We start from the raw sequence: 20,158 nt of genomic DNA on the forward strand, positions 1-20,158 counted from the left end.
TTTTTAAAGAGATAGCTAAATTAGCTATCTCTTTTTACTAAACTTAAAATTTCATGAGGCGTTTGAAAAATATAATCAGCCTCTTCGAATCCTTTCCTTGTCTTTGCTCCCCACAAGGCTAAACCAAATTTTGCTCCCGCTTGTTTTGCGCATTGTAAGTCATATACTGAGTCACCTATGTATATCGCTTCTTGTGCCTCTATATTCAATCTTTTTAGACATGTCACAAGTGGCTCTGGATGTGGTTTATGTTTCATTGTATCTTCCACACAAATAGAGTGTTCAAAATATGAATGTAATCCAAATGGCTGGAAATCATCGATAAACTCTTGACGTGTTTTTGAAGTCACAATACCAGTTCGAATCTTATATGAAGATACTATTTCAATCACTTCCGCAATTCCTTTAAATACTGTAATTTCATTCTTAAAATCTGCCATATTACGTATCCATTTCTCATGAACTGCTTTCATATTTTCCACACCAATTTCTTGTAACGTAGCCATACCAGGAATACCTAATGCAAAATGTAGCTTTTCTAATGAATAATTCATCCCTTCATCTCGCAACGTTCTCTGTAATGAATATAAAACTGCTTTTTCCGTATCTAACATCGTTCCGTCAATATCAAATATAATCCCCTTCATTTTTACGTCCCCCTTTACTTCACTCCAACGATTAGCTCAATTCCATATTCTTTCACTACTCTTTCTAAATCGCCAGGTATAGCATCATTCGTAATTATTGTATCTATCGCTTCTAATGACAGCGCCTTAAAGTTTTGACGTTGATTCATTTTTGTCTCATCAGCAAGTAAAAACACTTCATTTGTTTGTTTAACAATTTGACGCTTAAAATGAATATCTTCCTCATACGCATAATAGACACCATCTTCTGTAAGACCGGGTGATCCAATAAAAACCTTATCAAAATGATAATCTTTTAGTTTCTCCATTGCAGAAAAACCCGTCATATAACGTGAGTGTTTATTTAATTCTCCACCTAAAATATGAATATTTACATTCTCCATATCCATTAAATGATTTACTGTATCAATTGAATTTGTAACAACCGTTATGTTACTTGCTGTCAAAAATGAAGCCATACAGTTAACAGTTGTTGAAACATCAAGATAAATCACTTCATTATCTTCTACAAAAGAAGCAGCTCGCTTTCCAATAGATATCTTATATTCAATTTCTTTTTCCTCACGATTTACATAATCCGATATTTTATGGTGGAAAGATGATAAAGCTACACCACCATGGGTTCGCACTATTGTTGTTTCATTTGTTAACTTTACAATATCTCTTCTTGCTGTATCTCTGGAGACTTGAAATAGCTCACACATTATCTTCAAACTCATCGTCCTATGTTCATTCAAATACTCCATTATTTTTATTAAACGTTCCTCTTGATTCATACTCTCACCCATTTTTATTTACTTTTAAGTACTTTTAAGTTATTTTAAGTATATCACAACATAAATCCTTAAATAAACCTTAAAATAACTTAAAACAGGAGTGAGAAAATGCTACGTACAATTATTTTTGATTTTGATGGCACACTAGCTGATACTTTACCTTTATGTTATTACTCGTTTCAAAACGTTTTTTGGCAATTTGATAATAAAGAAATTACTGAAGCAGAGATTCTTTCTATGTTTGGCCCAAGTGAAATTGGTATTATTCATGAGAACTTACTCTCTGAAGAAAAAGAAGTAGCAGTTGAAAGATACTATGAATGTTATGAAGAAAAGCATCGTGATTACGTAGAGCGAAATCATAAAATAGTAGACCTTTTAATACATTTAAAAAAACAAGGGTTTCAGTTAGCTATCGTAACTGGAAAAGCAAGAAGAAGCCTGGACATTTCTCTAAAAGCATTAGGATTAGTTTCTTTCTTCGACTGTATAGTAGCTGGAGATGATGTAATGAAGCCAAAACCTGATCCTGAAGGTATTCTTCTTGTATTAAATACATTACATGTAAATGCAAACGAAGCAATTTTTATTGGAGATAGTGATGCTGACATACTTGCTGGAAAACAGGCAGATGTACGAACGATTGGCGTACAATGGTTACCAAACTATCAATCTGCTACATTTACTGTACAACCAGATTATTTTATTAAGAAAACAGATGATTTTCTCATCTCATTAAATACTACATTTTCAAAATAAGTAGTCTACTACTGACAAAATTACTGGATCGGGGTAACTTCAAGTATTTAATCCTACTTCAGCTGTAGGTCCAGCTACTGTAACTTGGAGTAGCATTACAACCGGAAACCTCGTTTCGAGAGGAGATGCTATATCCCTTTATATTAATCCTGGAATTACTACCAGTGCTGTATATTCTGTTTTTCTAATCACAAATATTTAGTTCTCTCTTAAAAATAATTTATTCAACAGAAAAAGCCTCAATAATTTAGGTCAACAACTAACAAACTCACTCTATATTACCACCATAAAAATACCCATATCTTAGATTCGTAATTATACATAATGCACCAATAGTGTAAACACTTCCGGATTTTTATTCACAAAAAAGGGAAATCACTCTCAAATAAATGATTTCCCTTTTTAAAATATATTTTTTATTGTATCGGCAACATAACCTTCACCGTCGTTCCAACCCCAACTTCACTTTCAAAACTCATTTTACCGTTGTGGTCTTTAATAATTTTTTCTGTAACTACTAAGCCTAAACCTGTTCCCGTTTCTTTTGTTGTGTAAAAGGCTTCATTTAGCTTCGGGATTTTGTCTTTTGGAATGCCGCAACCTTCATCCTTAACTTGAACAATGATTGCATCTTCTACAGTCACTTTAATCGTAATCGTTCCGCCAACTGACATTGCTTCAATCGCATTTTTAATTAAATTAAAAAACACTTGTTTTAATCGTTTTTCATCGCATGTAATCGATGGTATGTCTTTACTATAAATACCTTGTATGTGCACACCTTGATTTAAAGCAGGCTTCCCCATAACTCGAATAACATAAGCGATAATTTCTTCTATATTATGAACTTCTGATTCTATTGATTTAGATTTCTCAAATCCACTAAGTTCTGTAGCGATTGTATGAATTCGTTCTACTTCTTGTTTCATAATATCACTATATATTTTATCCTCTGGATATTTAACTGCTTGCTTATTTACAAATTTATCTAAATTAGCTAAAGGTCTTTTAATTTTGGAACCAATAACTGTAGCCATTTTCCCAACAGTTGCTAACTTTTCTGTTTGTTGTATTTCTTTATTCATCATCTCAAGCGTACGAACGTAAGATTGGAACCTTAAAAACATAATCCAACATATGATAGTAAATACGCTATATAATGCCATCGGGATTAAAACGAGTGATGAGTGAATAATGATTCCTATAAGAGCATATTTTCCAACAAGTATGCTCGGAACTAACCAAAAATATCTTTTATTCACAAAAAGTGGAGCAAATAAAATAAAAAATCCTTCTACTATATTCCCACCATCAAACTCAGTATCACTACCGTAGTAAATCATAATATTATGGATAAAATCTAATAGATTATACCCAATTAGAATAATATACTTTACTGCAAATGGATTTTTCCATTTCATAAAGTATATTCCAATGCAAAATAAAACCACCATCAGAAAATAAAGCCATAAACCTAAACCATCTTCAAATTGTCCTACTCCTTCTTGCTCTCCTCCTATTAAAGGTACAATAAATTCGTAGGCAAGATCGTATACAAAAAATATAATGAAAAATAAACTTAAATATATTTTCAGCGCCTTCATTTCTTCATTTTTAAATATACCGTCTTTATTCATATGGTAACTCCTAGCTTTTCTCTCAATTGGATTTCATTATTTCCACACTTTTTTGGAAGAATAATATCTATTCTCGTTCCCTTATCTCTTTCACTTGAAATATGTAACGTACCAAGGTGTTCGTTGACAATTCGATCTGCTACCGTAAGTCCCAAACCAATTTTATCTTGTTTTGTTGTATAAAAAGCTTCTGTAACACGAGCCACATTCTCTTTCTTAATACCGTAACCATTATCGATTACACTTAGCATTACATAATCTTGTCCTTTATTTTCTAACCGTAACTCTAATGTGCCACCTTGCTCCATCGCCTCCAGAGCATTTTTTATGACATATAGAAAAACTCCTCGCATTTTCCGCTCATCACATTCAATTTCTATCATCTTTTCTTCGATATTAGAAATAAGCTGGATACTAGATTCATTCATTTTTTCTCGAAGAATTGCTACTGCTTGTAATACAATTTCACCTATATTATGTTTCTTATAAATAGAAGGTTTACATGTAGCAACTTCCATCAATTCACTTATCATATTATTCATATTTTCTATTTCAAAAATCATCTGTTTATAAATAGGGTCCTCTTCATGCTTCTCTCGTTGTAATTGCGTAAACCCTTTCAATGAAGCAAGTGGATTTTTAATTTCATGTCCCACTGTCGCTGCCATCTTTCCGATTACTGCTAATTTTTGTGATTCACTAGCAATCTTAATACTTTCCTTTACCGCTGAAAGGTATTGTATAAATCGATTTAAAATGATGTATGCTGCTATTAATACGAGTGTATACATAATGAGGAACATAAATCCTTTTACTTCTTTTAATACAAATAAGTAAATTACATATTTCCCTACAATAGTTGAAAGTACAAACACAAAATATTTTTTATTTAAAAATATAGGTACAAAGAAGATAAGAATAATTTCTACTATATTTCCCCCATCAAATGCCGCCTCATTATAAAGCATATACGAAAATATGTTAGCAATTTCTATTCCTATGTATGCAAATACACATGCATATTTCACAAAATTCACTTTCTCTTTTTTTATTAAATATACATTCATACCGAGTATTGCAGTTCCGCAAATAACTTGCCATAGTATGCTATGTCCCTTATCCGTTAGTGATTTATTTTCTAATACGATTGCATAGAAAACTTGGTATGAAACAACAATGACGTATAGCACCCACAAAAGGATTTTGGCATTTCTTTCTTCTTCTTTATATGATAGAAAACTTTCTTTCACTTCAACACCCCTTCAACATAATATCTCGAAGAATACCATTTATTATAATAAATGATTTTCTTATACAAACAAAGATAAATCGAACATTTGAGGAAAATCATCCCAAAACCGTGATATTTTCAGACGATATACAATCATAAAAATTATAAACAATAATACGTATATTATGTGGGAGAGATTTTATATAAGCGGCAAAAAATGAAGGAAAGCTTAGTGTCTTAATAGAACAAAATCATACGCTCCTCGCGTATGAATAGGAGGCTCATTCATGTTTGTTACCGTTGAAAAAGATGTGCATATTTTTGTGCAAGACGTTAATCCCGGTCCCGGTAGTAAAACCGTGTTCTTCGTCCATGGCTGGCCTTTAAATCATCAAATGTACCAATATCAGCTCAACGTGTTACCACAACACGGTTTCCGCTGCATCGCTATGGATATACGCGGAAATGGACAATCTGATAAACCATGGACTGGTTACACATACAATCGTTTAGCAGACGATATCGCCATCGTTTTAGAAGCACTTCAAGTCGAAAATGCTACATTAATTGGTTTCTCAGTAGGTGGTGCTCTTTCTATTCGGTACATGTCTCGCTATAATGGTCATCGTATTTCTAAACTTGTATTAGTCGATGCCGTTTCCCCCTCTTTCGTTAAAAATCAAGAATCTCCCTATGGTGTCCCAAAAGAACAAGCAGACACTCTCATTAATCAAATGTATGCCAATATGCCTAAATTTTTAAATGATGTATCTTTATCATTTTTTAATAGAAACTTAGGATCTGCTACGCTAGAATGGTTTTCTTATCTCGGTATGCAGTCTGCTTCTTATGCTCTCATCAAAATATTGCAAGCAGCCGCAAATGAAGATGTAACGAAAGACTTAAGTAAAATTAACGTGCCAACAAAAATATTCCACGGTATTCATGATCAACTTATCCCATACAAAAGCGCTGAACTTACGCAAAAGCGTATTAAAAATTCTCAGTTACATCCTCTCACAAATAGTGGTCACGGCTCTCCAATTGATCAAGCGGATGAATTAAACGAAGAACTTATAAAGTTTTTGCATTCATAAAAAACTATGCCAAATGTATCGATAGGAACGTAGTTTTTAAAAAGGTTAAAATTCACACATTTCTCACAAATCATTCGATAAAACGGTTACATTTTCATTTATACTAAATGTACAGGTAATACTCCCTAAACCCAGCTTGTCTGGTTACCCCGTTAAATACTATAAAAAAGAACTTGTATCGTTATACAAGTTCTTTTTGTTTCTTTTATCCCGCTTTAACGGGCAGTAAGACCCCCACCTCAAAATTCAGCAAAGCAAAGAAGTTAGGTGGGGGTCGGGCTGCCCATAAAAGTCCGATTGGTGAAGGCTAATAATCAGTGGGGGATGAAGAAAACCCCCACTGATTAAAGTTTCACTTTATTTAAAGAGGATATCTTTACTATATTGATTTCCAACAAGTAAATCATACTGAAGCATTTTATATTGCTCTAACATTTCTTTTTGTTTCTTTGTTAAATCATTGATTACTTCTCCATTTTTATCAACTTTTAATTCATCTCTAAGCACCGGTATTTCCTTGTAAAATCCCGATAAAAATTGATAAAATAAAGATTTATTTAATCCTGCATAATCAAAAATAAGATTAGAAAAATAAATTGGACTTACTACACCTAAATTATCATTTGGCATATCAAAGTTTGCGTACATTAATAGCGGCGTTTGGGCCATCGCTAAACGTTCGCTCGGTGTTTTTTCATTCGTTATATACCCATTCTCTTTATAAAAAGATTTATTTGTTCCTAATGATGGAAGATGATCTCCAAAGAATACTAATAATGTAGGTCTATCTAAATTATCTAGTTGCTCTATTAAATATTGAAGGGCCTCATCTGAACGTCTTAACCCTTCTGTATACGTTTCTAATTCTCCCTTTGATTCTTCATTTTCTAGCCCGCTAATTTCTATTAGGTTTTCACCAAATCGGCCCTCTGTAAATGGAAAATGATTTTGCATCGTAACTGCATGAATAAATGTAGGTTGTTTTTGTTTCTCTAACTCAGCAATTATCTCTTTACTCATCGCTAAATCACTAATATAATCTCCATCAACATCTACATTTTCCATCGTATCAGCTGCATTAAATTTATCAAATCCTAACACCTTATATACATCATCACGTTTAAAGAATGTGCGACCAAATGAATGAATTGCACTTGTGTAATACCCTTCTTTTTTCAACGCCGTAGGGATTGATGGAATTTCTTTCTTATTTGTAATAACCTGCTGATATGGTATAGAACCTGGCTTTAACAAACTCATTGAATAACTCGTTAATGCCTCAAATTCAACGTTCGCCGTATTTCCCCCAAATGTAGGAGAAATAGTTTGTCCACCAGGAAAGTTTTCTATATAATGATGTAAATTTGGTACAGGATCTTCACTAAAAGAAAGGTTAGTTGCTTTCGTCGGATCCCAAAACGATTCACTCATTACAAAAATAATATTCGGTTTCTCTTTTTTCTTTTGGCTCCCTATATTTCCACTATATTGTTTTTTTATATCGTTTGCTATTTGAAGCATATTTTCTTTAGAATAATTTTTTGGTTTTTCCATAACTGTTGTATCTAAATTGCTAATAAACCCAAGTACAAAACCATTTGAAGCATAGTTCTCATTTTGATCCCACAAAACAAAATCTACACCTGATTTTTGAAATACTTTATTCATAAATGTGTTCGCAAAATTACCGTACGCATATAGAACAAAAATAGATCCTACTACTAATAAGGCTCTTATTCCTAGATGAGTCTTTACATTTTGAATATACCTTCTCATATATATCCCTGCTACAATACAAGCCACGATACTTAAGATAATGACAAAAATATAACTCCAGCTAAAATAGTCCATCACCATCGGTATAACAGATTGCATATGCATAATTTGTGTGAAATCAGAAGGATACAGCGGATCACCTCTAAAAATAAGCTTTAAATAATTCACAATACCTAAAATGACTAACGTACAGCTCGTTAAAATCATACTTAGAAAAACCTTGCCTATTAAATTATAAACAAGAATGTATATTGCATAAATTACTACAAAACTTAATATAAACTGCATGTTATACAAGTAAATCCAATTCATTGCCTCTATGAAACTCATATTAACTTGCATGACAATATAAAATAACGCTACTGTATGAGCTAGTAAAAATAATACAAAATGCACTCGTAGGGATGCCCTAAGTGTAGACATCTCTTTTTTATTAAAATGTGAAATATAAAATGTTATGCCCCATATGAAAATCATCATAACAATTAAAACAAGATTTTGATTTAAATGAGCTTTCATTATGTCTAAATTAAAAACCTTTAAAAGCATAAACAGCATAGTTATTACTAATAAAGTCACCATACTACTTATAATGCTAGAAATTAATATATTTCTTTTTGGAAGATCAAAAAGTGTAGAGCCATACTTCAATTCATTCCCTCGTTTCTATGTCTTAATTTCCCCCGCATCGAAAGAACTATTTCTATTAAAATAACATATATGACATATTTCGTCTGCATAGTTGATTCTATCATAAATGTATTGTCTTAATATTCCCTTAGTAAACAGTTAAATTATGGCATACAAATTACTCATTCTTGAAAAACTTAATTTCAGCATTCCACTTTATGATATAATAACTATGTTTTGGAAATCCTTAATACTATTAAAGATTTCACATGAAAATACGAAAGAATTAATAAAAAAGGAGTTGCTCATTTTTGCTTACTAAGTTTAAGAGTTTGCCTAAAGCGGTATATGCAATTTTGGCGCTTTCTTTCCTGTTGCACGTTTTTTGTTTAGTAAAACAGCCAGGATTAGATGGAGAGTTAGTCAAAGTAACATATGGTGCAAATGATGCCTTTAACTATTCGTTAACAGCTGAACAACTATTAAAACATGGTGTATTTGGTTATGTGTATTTAGAACCTAGTGAAGTTCCAGGGAAAAATGCATATATCACACCAGGTCAGCCATTACTATTAGCTGGCGCTATGATTATTTCTGATATTACATCAATTCCTTACTATTACGTAGCAACTGTTATTAACATGATTATGAACCTATGCACAGTGCTATTAGTATTCTTAATAGGAAAAGAATTGTTCGAAAAAAACATTTATGGAATTGTTGCAAGTATTTTATATGCTATTTATCCAAGTAACTATACATACTTCCGTACATTGCTAACAGAAGTTCCATCCATATTCTTATTAGCGTTATGTGTATATGTATTTGTTCTCGCATGGAAATACAATAAAGTGAAATTCCATATATGGTTTGGAATTGTCGTTTCAATTTTACTTATGTTCCGTCCAAATCCAGCTCCAATGATGCTCATTCCTGTTCTTGTTGTGTTATTTACATATGGATTTAAAGACTCCATTCGAATCGGATTGTTATGGTTTATCGGACCTTTCTTTATTATTGGTGCATGGGTTGTTCGTAACTATTTAGCACTCAACCAATTTATTTTATTCTCAACCCAAGGTGCTGATCCACTAATTGCGGGTGCTGATCCATTTAATAAAATTGGATATGAAAATATAGTAAATGAAATGAGAGCCAAAGGCTTAGATGACAAAGGGGCATACGCAAAAGAATTAATCAAGAACGGCTTTAAGACGGACTTCACTTATTGGTTCTCCTGGTTCACTGTCGGTAAAACAATTGAATTATTCAAAACAGCTCCTGCTGTAGACCAATACCGTATTCACAACTTTATGCAACTATGTCATAGAGTGTTTATCATCGGTACATTCTTGAGCAGCTTCTGCTTCATGCTAAATTCATTTAAACATAAACGCGTTATGATGCTAGTAGCAAGTTCTATTATTTACATTATCTTCTCAAACTTATTCTTAGCAATTAATCGCTATGGATTTTTCATTAATCCTCTTATGTGCTTAATTCTTGCATACGGATTAATTCACATTGTGCAGAAGCTTCCATTCTTCCGCACGAACCAAGCATAATAAGAAAGAGGTCGTCCAACGGTGGACGACCTCTTTCTTATTACCCCACACTTTGCACACAGCCAATTTGTCCATTCTGTAATCACACTTTAATTCCGTATGTATATGTTTCTGTATTTGTCAAAATATCTTTCACAATACTACTCACTATTTCACTTATAAATGCAAGTTTTTTACAACTATTACTATAACGAAAAGAACCCGCCACAAGACAGGTTCTTTTCGTTATTTTATGATAAAAGAAAAAATCATTAGCATGTGTATTATATAAAAGGAAACAGCCATATTTTCCATACGATACATACGAGTACAATAACTACAAAATCAAAAAAATCTAATCTCGGACCCTTTTTCATATTCATCTCTAGCCACATATGAATCCATTTTGTTTTTGTATATTTTTGGATGTTTTTCTTTGCAAATCGGTAAATGAGCACTTGCATAATAAAAAATCCCACTACAAAAATGAATAAGAAAATGAGAAAATCGACCACAAAATTCCTCCTTATTTTTGCAGCGATTTTTCTACTATATGATTTTTCAAAACCCACTCTTCAAATTGAGCACTTCCAAATTCCCAACTAAGATCACGAGCATGTACAGAAAAAACGTAATAGCCAGCATATTCGTCCATAAATTTACCCGTCTCGATCCCATCTTTCTGAAGACCATATGCTCCAAAATTAAAATATACATCCCACACGTCTTCATTCTTCCGTTTATAAGCAATCGATTCCATATCACATTCTGTTCCGAAATAGTCAAGATGTAAATGTACGCTATCATCATATTCGTACTCCATTTTATCACCCCTTATATTTGTACTTCTTTATCACCAAAAAAATTCCTGCTATCTACACTCACATGTGGGCACTTACCTACATATCATGCTTGTAGAGTGACTTCTAGGAGGTGTTATATAGTGAAAAAATTAATAGCTGTTTTTTGTATCATGTTACTAGCTGTCTTCACACTTGTTGCTTGCAGTAGTAAAAAAGAAGATACGAAAGAACAAACTCAAAATGTTCGAGTCGGCGAAGTTACCCACTCTCTCTTCTATGCCCCGTTATATGTCGGGATTGAAAAAGGATTTTTTAAAGATGAGGGATTACATGTTGACCTCCAAACAACAGCTGGAGGAGATAAAACGATGACTGCCTTATTATCTGGCGGGATTGATATTGCTCTCGTCGGTTCTGAAACGTCCATTTACGTTCATCAACAAGGCGCAAAAGACCCCGTCATTAACTTCGCACAACTTACACAAACAGATGGAACATTTTTAGTTTCACGTAAAAAATTAGACTCTTTTAATTGGAATGACGTAAAAGGTGTTACGTTTTTAGGACAGCGTAAAGGCGGTATGCCGCAAATGGTTGGAGAATACGTTTTAAAGAAAAATGGCATTGATCCTCACAAAGATACAAACTTAATTCAAAACATTGAATTTGCTAATATTGCAAATGCCTACGCATCTGGTACAGGGGAATTTGTCCAGCTCTTTGAACCGACTGCAAGTATATTCGAAAAAGAAGGAAAAGGATATATCGTCGCTTCGTTCGGAAATGAATCTGGTACTGTTCCGTATACATCGTTCATGGCAAAGGAAAGTTTCTTAAAGAAAGATAAAGCTGCTGCTGAAAAATTCACACGTGCGCTCTATAAAGCACAACAATGGGTTGATACTCATAGTCCAGAAGAGATTGCTGATGCCGTTTCTCCGGTATTTAAAGACACTTCAAAAGACATTACAGTAAAAGTAATTGAACGGTATAAAAAGCAACATTCTTATGCGACAAATCCGCTATTAGATGCTGAAGAATGGAAACAGCTCCAAACGATTATGAAAGACGCTGGCGAATTACAAAAAGAAGTTCCACATGAAGCGCTCGTCAATACAAAAATTGCCGAGAGCGTTATTAAGAAATAGAGGCGAAGTGTATGAGCTTTTTACAAATACGTAACGTTTCTCACTGCTTTTTCGCAAAAGAGAATGCCAAATTGATTCTCGAAGATATGAGTTTACAAGTGGAAGAAGGCGAATTCATTTCGATACTCGGTCCAAGTGGTTGCGGCAAAACGACACTCCTCTCCATTATTGCCGGGCTGCTTGATCCAATTGAAGGTATCGTCTTTTTAGATGGTGAGCCCATTACAACGAAAACTTCATCTATGGGGTATATGTTGCAGCAAGACTACTTGTTCCCTTGGAAGACAATTGAAGAAAATATTATGCTTGGACTTCATATCCGAAACATTTACGATGAACAGACGAAAGAACATACTTTACAGCTTTTAAAGCAAGTCGGTCTACATGATGTAGAGCAGCAATACCCTCGTGAACTATCCGGTGGTATGCGTCAACGTGCCGCCCTCGTTCGAACATTAGCGACCGATCCAAAAATTTTATTGCTAGATGAACCTTTTTCGGCGCTCGATTATCAAACGAAATTGAAACTAGAAGATCTCGTTTTCAGCTTACTACACAAATATAAGAAAACTTCACTACTCGTGACGCATGATATTGAAGAAGCAATTGCGATGAGTGATCGTATTTATTTACTACAAGCGAATCCCGGAAAAATTTCAAAAACATTTATCGTCCCAGAAAGCATCCGTTCCTTATCACCGTTAGAATCACGCCACCACCATGACTTCCCATCCCTCTTCCAAAATATATGGAAGGAGTTGGAGCGCCTTGGATAATATAAAGCAACTACATGAACAGTTTCGGAAAAAAGAACGCAGGCGCGCATGGTTAGCACGCTCTTTGCAACTTTTACTGCTCATTCTTTTCTTTGCACTATGGGAAATCGCTAGCAAAAAAGAATGGATTGACCCTTTACTCTTTAGCTCTCCTTCAAGCATTTGGGATCTCTTCCTTAATAAATGGATGGACGGTTCGCTTTGGGTCCACATATGGACGACATTACTTGAAACGGGAGTAGGTTTCATTCTTGGAACAGTGCTCGGAGCCATTATCGCTACTTTCCTTTGGTGGCTACCACTTCTCGCCCGCGTACTTGATCCATATCTCGTCGTCCTAAACGCCATGCCAAAAGTAGCACTTGGGCCAATTATCATTGTAATCTTCGGTCCAAATATTTCTTCTTCAATTGCAATGGGAGTAATCATTTCTATCATCATTACCATTCTCGTTATTTACAGCGCATTTCAAGAAGTCGATTCTAACTATATAAAAGTGATGGACACATTTGGCGCAAATAAATGGCAATGTTATAAACAAGTCGTTCTCCCTGCATCTTTCCCAGCCATTATTTCAACGTTAAAAGTGAACGTTGGATTATCGTGGGTCGGTGTTATATTCGGCGAACTTCTCGTCTCTAAACAAGGCCTTGGCTACTTAATTAGCTACGGATTTCAAGTATTTAATTTCACACTTGTCTTACTAAGCGTACTACTCACATGCGTCCTCGCAACACTTATGTATGTGTTTGTTGAGGCATTTGAAAAACTTCTAATTGGGAAACGAAAAAGAAGCTGACTTAGAGCGATAGACTATAGTCAGCTTCTTTCTTTTACTTTTTATCACACATCTTTGTTTCATTTTTAACGTTTCCATCCGCAACCGTAACTGTATGGAAACAATCTTTCACACGTACTGTAACGACATTATCTTTTCGATCTATTACATGATAATCATTAAACTTTTTATCCAATGCACTACGAATTTGCTCCCCTTCAAAAATCGGAAAACCGTGAGACATTACCCAAATGAGACCAGCGACAGCAAGAATCGTTTTCATACGTTTCATTACCTCCTCGAGAGTAAACTTATAGTCCCTATAACACGCGCATTATAATTGTGTCTAAATTGTGACATTTTTATACTAATTCTATTTTATAATGGTAGTTCCTTCTTCTTTTTAATAAAAATACAGAATTTTCAATTTTATCAACATAAAAAACGTAAAGAACTACAATTCTTTACGTTTTCTTAGCTAACATATATAACCCGCATTAGTTTCCACTTCGTTGTTCTATCGTTTTCGAAACATCATATAATCCTGCCAACACTTCCGCCCTCATTTTTACAAGCTCAGGGAATTGATAGAAAAAGGCAATTTTTTTATACTTTAACTCCGATCCTTCTTTCACCTTTTTTGAATCTTGCAAAATAAATGCTGTAAATGTATCTGCAATATCTTCTGCTACATTTGTCGTTCCATACTGTGAGACAAACTCATCATGTTTTTCTTTAAAAAATTCAATTTGCGTTTCTTCACTTTCTTCTACTTTCTTTTCTGTCCACTCCTGCTCAATAGGCTTCCAGAAAGAATTATAAAATTGATTGATATAAGAGTTTTCCTCCGCACATCCCTCTTGTAAGAAAAGATTGCCGCATTTATTTCGGTACGTCGAAATATCTTTATCCTCTTCAAAATCCTTTACATAGTTTTCATCTACTGGTATTTGCTTATGCCCGAGCGTTAACACGTGAGCCGTCTCATGAATTAATGTTTTCATCACTTCATCAATATTTACCGCAGAATCAAGCGTATCTAAGCTAAGAGTCCATTCTTTCGGATTCTCTATACTAGGCATAACGTGAGCAACAACACCGTCATAACCATCCGTTATTAGATCAAATTCTGTTATATTCCCGCGATATTTAGCTGGAATGAGCGTGCGATACATATCCCACAAGTCTTCATGATACCCTCTATCTTGACGTTGTTGCAGTACTTCTTCTTTCGCTTCTTTATCTTCAGCAAATACTTTATTTAAACGTTTCCGTTCTATTTTTTCAAAATAAGGATCTACAATTTCATCGCCATCAATATAATAAGAAGCTAAAAAGAAATAATTTTCATCATCATCTTCTTTTTTCTGCTCTGCCTCTTTCATATCTGCACTTTCATGCTCTTCTATTTCATAATCTTCTACTGCTTCAAGCTCAGATAATCCATCTATTTTTTCATATACTTTTTGAAGTTTCTTATCTCCTATTTCCACGCATTCTTCGTCTGTTTTACACACTTCTTTTTCTTTCACACTCTTCATAGAACTTTCGCACCCTGCTAGTAAGCCGATTGCAACGATAACCCCTACTAACTTGCCATACAGTCTCTTCATACAATCCTCCATTATTCCATTCTACAAAATATCATAATCATTTTTTAACGAATATGCGATAATGAATTATAAAAAATGTAAGGAGGTTTCCTATGATTCGGGCAGTCTTATTCGACTTAGATGGAACACTATTAGATCGTCGTCAATCTTTAGAACAATTTATTCATGATCAATATAATCGCTTTGCCTCTCATTTAATGAACATAGAAAAATCCGAGTATTGTTCTCGATTTCTCGAACTAGATAATAATGGCTATACGTGGAAAGATAAAGTATATGCTACTCTCCTTTCCGAATACAACATTACTACTTTAACGCAAGAGCAACTGCTGCACGACTACATTACAAATTTTCAACATCATTGTATCCCTTTCCAAAACATGCATGAATTACTTCAACGTTTAACACAACAAAATATTAAAATTGGTATTATTACAAACGGCTTTACTGACTTTCAGATAAATAATCTTCGCGCACTAAACATACATACGTATACAAATACAATTCTCGTTTCAGAAGCGGAAGGAATTAAAAAACCGCATCCTGAAATTTTCGAAAGAGCTTTAAAAAAGCTAGATGTGAAGGCAGAAGAATGTCTTTACGTTGGGGATCATCCTGAAAATGATGTACTGGGTTCTGAACAAGTAGGGATTCTTGGTGTTTGGAAAAGAGATTCATTTTGGGGTAATTTTGAGCATTCGCGTGTGGTGGATGATTTGTTGGAGGTGCTTTCGTTTTTAGAGATAGAGAAAAAAACAAGAAAATAGTAAAAGGAGGCTTCGTTTCCCGGACGCCTCCTCTTCCTTTATAATTCATATACTGTAAACTGCGGTTTACTCGGATGATCTTTAACTAGCGCATCATCTGGAAACTTTGAAACTTTTTGATATAAGGCAATGTCACCCATGCAACCTGCTGTTAGTAGAATTCCTAAAAATGAGAGTGGCTCCAGATTCATAGCTAACCCCAATACAATTGGCAAAATTCCAGTCGGTAAAAACGGCAGCATTAACACTTTCTTCATTTGCTTTACTGTAATTTCTTTTTTAGAATGAGCGTATGCAGCACCTAATTTCCAATTGACGCCCCATGTTAGTTCACTCCATGGAACACCTCCGATATAACGAAATCCAATTAAATGTATTGCCTCATGAATACAAACGAAAACAATCATTCCAATAATCAAAAGAAACATAACGGGCAATGTAAATTCAAATTGAACCCCGCCTGAAAGAAATATATGCAAATAACCAATTCCAAACGCCAACGCAAATATTATAAGTAATGAATAGATATTTAACTTAACCATCGAAACAGTAACAGTCGTTTCTTTTCTGTTATCCATCTTCCTCCTCCTAAAATGTAAATATATCTTTACAAAATTGTATAATATACCCAAAATAATGTAAAGATATATTTACATTTGATCTTATAAAAAAAGAAATCGGCCACTTTACTTCGTAAAACAGCCGATTTCTTCTATATGTTTCATCGTACGCGCCAATACATCGTCGCGCATTATAAAGCTAAATTTTCTATCCGTTTTAATGTTGTCAGGAATGTTTTTTAATAAAACAGACCCTTTCGTTTCTTCGTAATGCGTATGTTGTTCTACCGCACTAATTGTTGCAAAATAAATGTTTTTAATGATTATTTTGTCTTTTCCAGATACTTTATATTGTCCTAAGTAAGTTAAATCAGAAACTATGCCGCCGGTTTCTTCATGAACCTCTCGAACTGCCGCTTCTTCCGGTGTTTCCCCTAGTTCTACTTTTCCACCTGGAAATTCAAGACCGCGACGTAAATGATGCGTTAATAACCATTGATCCCCGTACCGGCATACAACCCAAACATGCTTTGGCTCAGGAGAAAATGGATAACGTTCAAACGATAATTGTACAGTGTTGTGGTAATAATCTTTAAATTTGTACATGCCATTACTCCCCTATTGATGGTTACAAGTTTTTCCTACCACAAATTGTAGCATATTCTCGCTTTTCTGCATAATATTATCCAATTATAATCCATTGATTATTCCCATTTGCGCGACTAATTCTTTCGTCTCATGATTTCCTAAATCGTAAATCATTTTATATGCTTTTTGTAGTTGTTCATCATATCGGTCATTATTTGAATCATGATGATACTCAACAAATGGAACGTGGGAGCGTACAAATGAACCTAAATCCTCTACATACGCTTGATCAAAGTACTCTCTTAACTCCGTAATTTCCTCATCATTTGCGGAAATCTCAAAATTATACGTATCCGCTGTCTTCACTTGTGAAATTTGACCGTTTGCTATTGATATATAATATGTTTTTTTCTGCTCCATGTAACACCCTTCTTTCATCCTTTTTATTTCTATTGTTTTCATCAATTACAAAATTATGTAAAATAAAGAAAAGGAGGGATTCCATGTTTAAAATATTAATTATCGGTATTATAATCGTCCTAGTCATATTAGTACTCTCCGTCATGACGATTAATAAAGGCTACGCTTATAAACATTCCGTCGATAAACCAGAAGATAACCCGTATACAAAAAACAGCAAGAAGAATTCATAATACGCTTCGTATACTACTACTTATTTTAGGCCACATCATATCCAGTATTCGTTTACTAGCAGGTCAACATAACTTTCTACCACTTTCACAATTTCTATTAGGAGCTTTACTATTCCTTATTGCCCTTGAACAAATAAAGAAAAAAGATTCAGGAACCGGATTTATTTAGATTTTCCTCATCATTAGCTATATAAAATAACAAGGGGGATATATATGCTAAAGGGATTACAGATTATTTTTGCACTCATTGCATTATGTATAGTAATTTACGGATATTTTACTGGTAATAGAGAAATGATGCCTTATATGTTCATTTTCTTAGGATTAATGGCTTTCACTATAGGACTAGGAGAAATAAAACAAGACAGAAAATCTAGTGGTATATTTGCTTTCATAGCTGGAGCTGGTGCTTTATTTCTTAGCTTCTCAGAAATATTCCGATAAATAATCTATTTAAGGGGGAATTACATGCTAATTGGATTACGGATTGCTTTAGGACTTTTCACGCTTCTCATACTCTTTCTTTGCACTTATATCCAGATTACCGATCATTTCTCACTTCTCCCATACGTACAATTTATTCTCAGTTTTTTCTTTATTCTTGTCGGAATTAACGAATTTATATCCGGACGAAAATCAATGAGCATTCCGTTTTTTTTTCGTTTCTATTCTTACACTCTTCGTTCTCATATCAAACTACCTTCGCTACATATAGAATGAAATCTTGAGCAATTTCGCATTTACAAGCACGTAATAAAATAGGGATGATTTTTTTGTCAGTTTTTGTCGGTAAGTCGATATCCAGTGTCGAAACGTCGATATATTAAAAAAATCGTTGATATATTTCAAGTTACGGTCGATATATTCGAAAAATCGTCGATATAATTTTATTTATTATCATGACACAAAAAAACTGCCCTTTCACAGGCAGTTTTCTTTCTATCCAAATACTTTCTCAAGTTCATCTTTATCTTGGCTTAACCAGAAGTTCATTAAACGTTTTGCTCCTTCTAAATCGTGAAGCTTCGCTTGACCACATTGCGTTTCATTTGCAGCTGGAATTTCTGTAATTTGAACCGCATCTTTTAATGTTAATTCTAATAAATCAATAATTTCTCGAACTGTCGGTGTTCCGCTTACTACAAGGTAGTATCCTGTTTGGCAGCCCATTGGTGAAATATCGATAATATCGAAATGCGGATAACGATCAATATATTTACGTAAATTAAATGCTAATAAATGTTCTAACGTATGAATAACATCTGGTTTCATCGCTTGTTTATTCGGTTGGCAAAAACGAATATCAAATTTATTTACAATACCGTCACTACCTACATTGTGAACTCCGCAATGTCTTACATAAGGTGCCTTTACAATCGTATGATCTAATTCAAAGCTTTCTACTGATGGCATACAACATCTCTCCCGCTTTTAATTTAATTCCGCTATATCCAATATGATATAACGGAAATGCACATTAGTAAAGTATTATGTACAGTCGTGCTATAATACTTTAAGAATATGCTGAAAAGGAGATCGTTATGAAACAGATTTTTATTGGGATTATACGCTTTTATCAAAAGTTCATTTCTCCGATGACACCACCCACTTGCCGCTTTTATCCAACTTGTTCTCATTACGGATTAGAGGCGTTTCAAAAGCATGGTGCCCTCAAAGGCTTTTGGCTTACTTGTAAGCGTATATTAAAATGTCACCCTTTCCACCCGGGAGGATTTGATCCTGTCCCAGATAAAAAGGATGACAAAGTAAATTCTTAATTGTCGTAACCATTCACAACTAAATCTAATTTTCCTGTATCAGGATCGATAACAAGACCGTGAACAGGTACTTCTTCCGGAAGTAATGGGTGGTTGCGAAGTACTGATACGCTATGTTCTACACTTTCTTCTACACTAGAGAAACCGCGCAAGAATTGTTCTAAATCGATTCCAGAATAACGAAGCATATCTAATTTCTCTTCTGTTATACCGCGTTCTTTCATTTTCTCAATCGTACTGCTTGCTTGAATTTTTGCCATACCACAATCATGGTGACCAACTACACATACTTCATCAGCGCCAAGTTCGTATACAGCGACTAAAATACTACGCATAATACTTCCAAATGGATGTGAAATAACAGCGCCTGCTACTTTAATAATTTTCACATCGCCGTTACGCATATTCATCGCTTTCGGCAATAGTTCAACAAGTCTTGTATCCATACAAGAAATAATTACCATCTTTTTGTTTGGAAATTTCCCCGCTACAAACTCTTCATACTTTTTCTCTTCAACAAATTTCTCATTGTATTGCAAAATCTCTTCTAATGACTTCATAGTAAAAGGCCCTCTTTTCTCTCGTTTACACTACATA

25 protein-coding genes are annotated in these 20,158 nt (G+C 34.1%); 11 read left to right on the top strand and 14 right to left on the bottom strand.

Annotation, left to right across the window (positions count from 1 at the left end; genetic code table 11):
* Nucleotides 1-20 precede the first annotated feature (20 nt).
* Complete coding sequence (locus PSR14_RS25615; protein WP_000676034.1) at nt 21-647, bottom strand: HAD family hydrolase; 627 nt, start codon at nt 645-647, stop codon at nt 21-23.
* A 14-nt stretch (nt 648-661) separates the two neighbouring features.
* Complete coding sequence (locus PSR14_RS25620) at nt 662-1,423, bottom strand: DeoR/GlpR family DNA-binding transcription regulator (RefSeq protein ID WP_033671964.1); 762 nt, start codon at nt 1,421-1,423, stop codon at nt 662-664.
* Nucleotides 1,424-1,531: 108 nt separating this feature from the next.
* On the opposite strand from PSR14_RS25620, the gene PSR14_RS25625 reads away from it, so the two are divergent.
* Nucleotides 1,532-2,182 (top strand): HAD family hydrolase, encoded by a 651-nt coding sequence (locus PSR14_RS25625; RefSeq protein WP_098487229.1) that lies wholly within the window; start codon nt 1,532-1,534, stop codon nt 2,180-2,182.
* Nucleotides 2,183-2,598: 416 nt separating this feature from the next.
* Here the strand turns inward: PSR14_RS25625 and PSR14_RS25630 are convergent, their stop codons facing one another.
* Both PSR14_RS25630 and PSR14_RS25635 read right to left on the bottom strand, forming a co-directional pair.
* A complete protein-coding gene (locus PSR14_RS25630; RefSeq protein WP_001030619.1) occupies nt 2,599-3,819 on the bottom strand; it encodes an ATP-binding protein in 1,221 nt (406 codons plus the stop codon).
* Entirely contained in the window at nt 3,816-5,069 is a 1,254-nt protein-coding gene (locus tag PSR14_RS25635) for an ATP-binding protein (protein ID WP_000664894.1), read from the bottom strand. The genes PSR14_RS25630 and PSR14_RS25635 overlap by 4 nt, the downstream gene beginning before the upstream one ends.
* Nucleotides 5,070-5,337: 268 nt before the next feature.
* Here PSR14_RS25635 and PSR14_RS25640 point away from each other — a divergent pair, with 268 nt between their 5' ends.
* Nucleotides 5,338-6,147 carry an alpha/beta fold hydrolase gene (locus tag PSR14_RS25640; protein ID WP_000498295.1) on the top strand — a complete coding sequence of 270 codons (810 nt, stop codon included), beginning with the start codon at nt 5,338-5,340 and terminating at the stop codon, nt 6,145-6,147.
* 357 nt (nt 6,148-6,504) lie between these two features.
* Here PSR14_RS25640 and PSR14_RS25645 read toward each other — a convergent pair whose 3' ends face one another.
* On the bottom strand, nt 6,505-8,574 hold the full coding sequence (locus PSR14_RS25645; RefSeq protein ID WP_000873612.1) for an LTA synthase family protein: 2,070 nt from the start codon (nt 8,572-8,574) through the stop codon (nt 6,505-6,507).
* Nucleotides 8,575-8,864: 290 nt separating this feature from the next.
* Between PSR14_RS25645 and PSR14_RS25650 the strand changes: the two genes are divergently transcribed.
* A complete protein-coding gene (locus PSR14_RS25650) occupies nt 8,865-10,118 on the top strand; it encodes a glycosyltransferase family 39 protein (RefSeq protein ID WP_000956217.1) in 1,254 nt (417 codons plus the stop codon).
* 263 nt (nt 10,119-10,381) lie between these two features.
* Here PSR14_RS25650 and PSR14_RS25655 read toward each other — a convergent pair whose 3' ends face one another.
* Complete coding sequence (locus tag PSR14_RS25655; protein WP_000227427.1) at nt 10,382-10,612, bottom strand: hypothetical protein; 231 nt, start codon at nt 10,610-10,612, stop codon at nt 10,382-10,384.
* An 11-nt stretch (nt 10,613-10,623) separates the two neighbouring features.
* Entirely contained in the window at nt 10,624-10,920 is a 297-nt protein-coding gene (locus tag PSR14_RS25660) for a DUF3986 family protein (protein WP_000455572.1), read from the bottom strand.
* A gap of 120 nt (nt 10,921-11,040) precedes the next feature.
* On the opposite strand from PSR14_RS25660, the gene PSR14_RS25665 reads away from it, so the two are divergent.
* The 3 genes from PSR14_RS25665 to PSR14_RS25675 are packed head-to-tail and all read left to right on the top strand — an operon-like array spanning nt 11,041 to nt 13,623.
* Entirely contained in the window at nt 11,041-12,048 is a 1,008-nt protein-coding gene (locus tag PSR14_RS25665; protein ID WP_000733214.1) for an ABC transporter substrate-binding protein, read from the top strand.
* 11 nt (nt 12,049-12,059) lie between these two features.
* Nucleotides 12,060-12,824 (top strand): ABC transporter ATP-binding protein, encoded by a 765-nt coding sequence (locus tag PSR14_RS25670; protein ID WP_061185177.1) that lies wholly within the window; start codon nt 12,060-12,062, stop codon nt 12,822-12,824.
* Nucleotides 12,817-13,623 carry an ABC transporter permease gene (locus PSR14_RS25675; protein ID WP_000368785.1) on the top strand — a complete coding sequence of 269 codons (807 nt, stop codon included), beginning with the start codon at nt 12,817-12,819 and terminating at the stop codon, nt 13,621-13,623. Before PSR14_RS25670 ends, PSR14_RS25675 begins: the two co-directional genes overlap by 8 nt.
* A gap of 34 nt (nt 13,624-13,657) precedes the next feature.
* Here PSR14_RS25675 and PSR14_RS25680 read toward each other — a convergent pair whose 3' ends face one another.
* Together PSR14_RS25680 and PSR14_RS25685 are read right to left on the bottom strand one after the other, a co-directional pair.
* The gene (locus PSR14_RS25680) at nt 13,658-13,885 is read right to left on the bottom strand and encodes a hypothetical protein (RefSeq protein ID WP_000849109.1); all 228 of its coding nucleotides are present in this window, start codon (nt 13,883-13,885) and stop codon (nt 13,658-13,660) included.
* Nucleotides 13,886-14,099: 214 nt separating this feature from the next.
* On the bottom strand, nt 14,100-15,215 hold the full coding sequence (locus tag PSR14_RS25685; protein WP_000827057.1) for a hypothetical protein: 1,116 nt from the start codon (nt 15,213-15,215) through the stop codon (nt 14,100-14,102).
* 92 nt (nt 15,216-15,307) lie between these two features.
* Here PSR14_RS25685 and PSR14_RS25690 point away from each other — a divergent pair, with 92 nt between their 5' ends.
* Nucleotides 15,308-15,982, top strand: coding sequence for an HAD family hydrolase (locus PSR14_RS25690; RefSeq protein WP_061185176.1), 675 nt, complete (start codon nt 15,308-15,310; stop codon nt 15,980-15,982).
* A 38-nt stretch (nt 15,983-16,020) separates the two neighbouring features.
* On the opposite strand, the gene PSR14_RS25695 is transcribed toward PSR14_RS25690, so the two are convergent.
* The 3 genes from PSR14_RS25695 to PSR14_RS25705 all read right to left on the bottom strand — a co-directional run bounded on the left by PSR14_RS25695 (nt 16,021) and on the right by PSR14_RS25705 (nt 17,550).
* On the bottom strand, nt 16,021-16,560 hold the full coding sequence (locus tag PSR14_RS25695; RefSeq protein WP_000370319.1) for a DUF3267 domain-containing protein: 540 nt from the start codon (nt 16,558-16,560) through the stop codon (nt 16,021-16,023).
* A 108-nt stretch (nt 16,561-16,668) separates the two neighbouring features.
* Nucleotides 16,669-17,148 carry an antimutator 8-oxo-(dGTP/GTP)ase gene (gene mutTA / locus PSR14_RS25700; protein WP_000276388.1) on the bottom strand — a complete coding sequence of 160 codons (480 nt, stop codon included), beginning with the start codon at nt 17,146-17,148 and terminating at the stop codon, nt 16,669-16,671.
* A gap of 84 nt (nt 17,149-17,232) precedes the next feature.
* Nucleotides 17,233-17,550: a hypothetical protein gene (locus PSR14_RS25705; protein WP_000435818.1), complete on the bottom strand. Its 318-nt coding sequence runs from the start codon at nt 17,548-17,550 to the stop codon at nt 17,233-17,235.
* 83 nt (nt 17,551-17,633) lie between these two features.
* Between PSR14_RS25705 and ytzI the strand changes: the two genes are divergently transcribed.
* From ytzI to PSR14_RS25720, 3 genes are read left to right on the top strand one after another with little or no spacing between them, the layout of a single operon-like run.
* A complete protein-coding gene (ytzI, locus tag PSR14_RS25710; RefSeq protein WP_000472802.1) occupies nt 17,634-17,783 on the top strand; it encodes a YtzI protein in 150 nt (49 codons plus the stop codon).
* Nucleotides 17,776-17,952: a DUF3953 domain-containing protein gene (locus tag PSR14_RS25715; RefSeq protein WP_219993374.1), complete on the top strand. Its 177-nt coding sequence runs from the start codon at nt 17,776-17,778 to the stop codon at nt 17,950-17,952. Before ytzI ends, PSR14_RS25715 begins: the two co-directional genes overlap by 8 nt.
* Nucleotides 17,953-17,996: 44 nt before the next feature.
* The gene (locus PSR14_RS25720) at nt 17,997-18,227 is read left to right on the top strand and encodes a YczI family protein (RefSeq protein WP_000911960.1); all 231 of its coding nucleotides are present in this window, start codon (nt 17,997-17,999) and stop codon (nt 18,225-18,227) included.
* 495 nt (nt 18,228-18,722) lie between these two features.
* Here the strand turns inward: PSR14_RS25720 and luxS are convergent, their stop codons facing one another.
* Complete coding sequence (luxS, locus tag PSR14_RS25725; RefSeq protein ID WP_001141369.1) at nt 18,723-19,196, bottom strand: S-ribosylhomocysteine lyase LuxS; 474 nt, start codon at nt 19,194-19,196, stop codon at nt 18,723-18,725.
* A gap of 128 nt (nt 19,197-19,324) precedes the next feature.
* On the opposite strand from luxS, the gene yidD reads away from it, so the two are divergent.
* Complete coding sequence (gene yidD, locus PSR14_RS25730) at nt 19,325-19,561, top strand: membrane protein insertion efficiency factor YidD (RefSeq protein WP_000809334.1); 237 nt, start codon at nt 19,325-19,327, stop codon at nt 19,559-19,561.
* Here the strand turns inward: yidD and PSR14_RS25735 are convergent.
* Nucleotides 19,558-20,121: a carbonic anhydrase gene (locus tag PSR14_RS25735; RefSeq protein ID WP_000838159.1), complete on the bottom strand. Its 564-nt coding sequence runs from the start codon at nt 20,119-20,121 to the stop codon at nt 19,558-19,560. The genes yidD and PSR14_RS25735 overlap by 4 nt on opposite strands.
* Nucleotides 20,122-20,158 lie beyond the last annotated feature (37 nt).

It is taken from the genome of Bacillus sp. A01H, assembly GCF_045277205.1.
Classification (GTDB): Bacteria; Bacillota; Bacilli; order Bacillales; family Bacillaceae_G; genus Bacillus_A; species Bacillus_A paranthracis.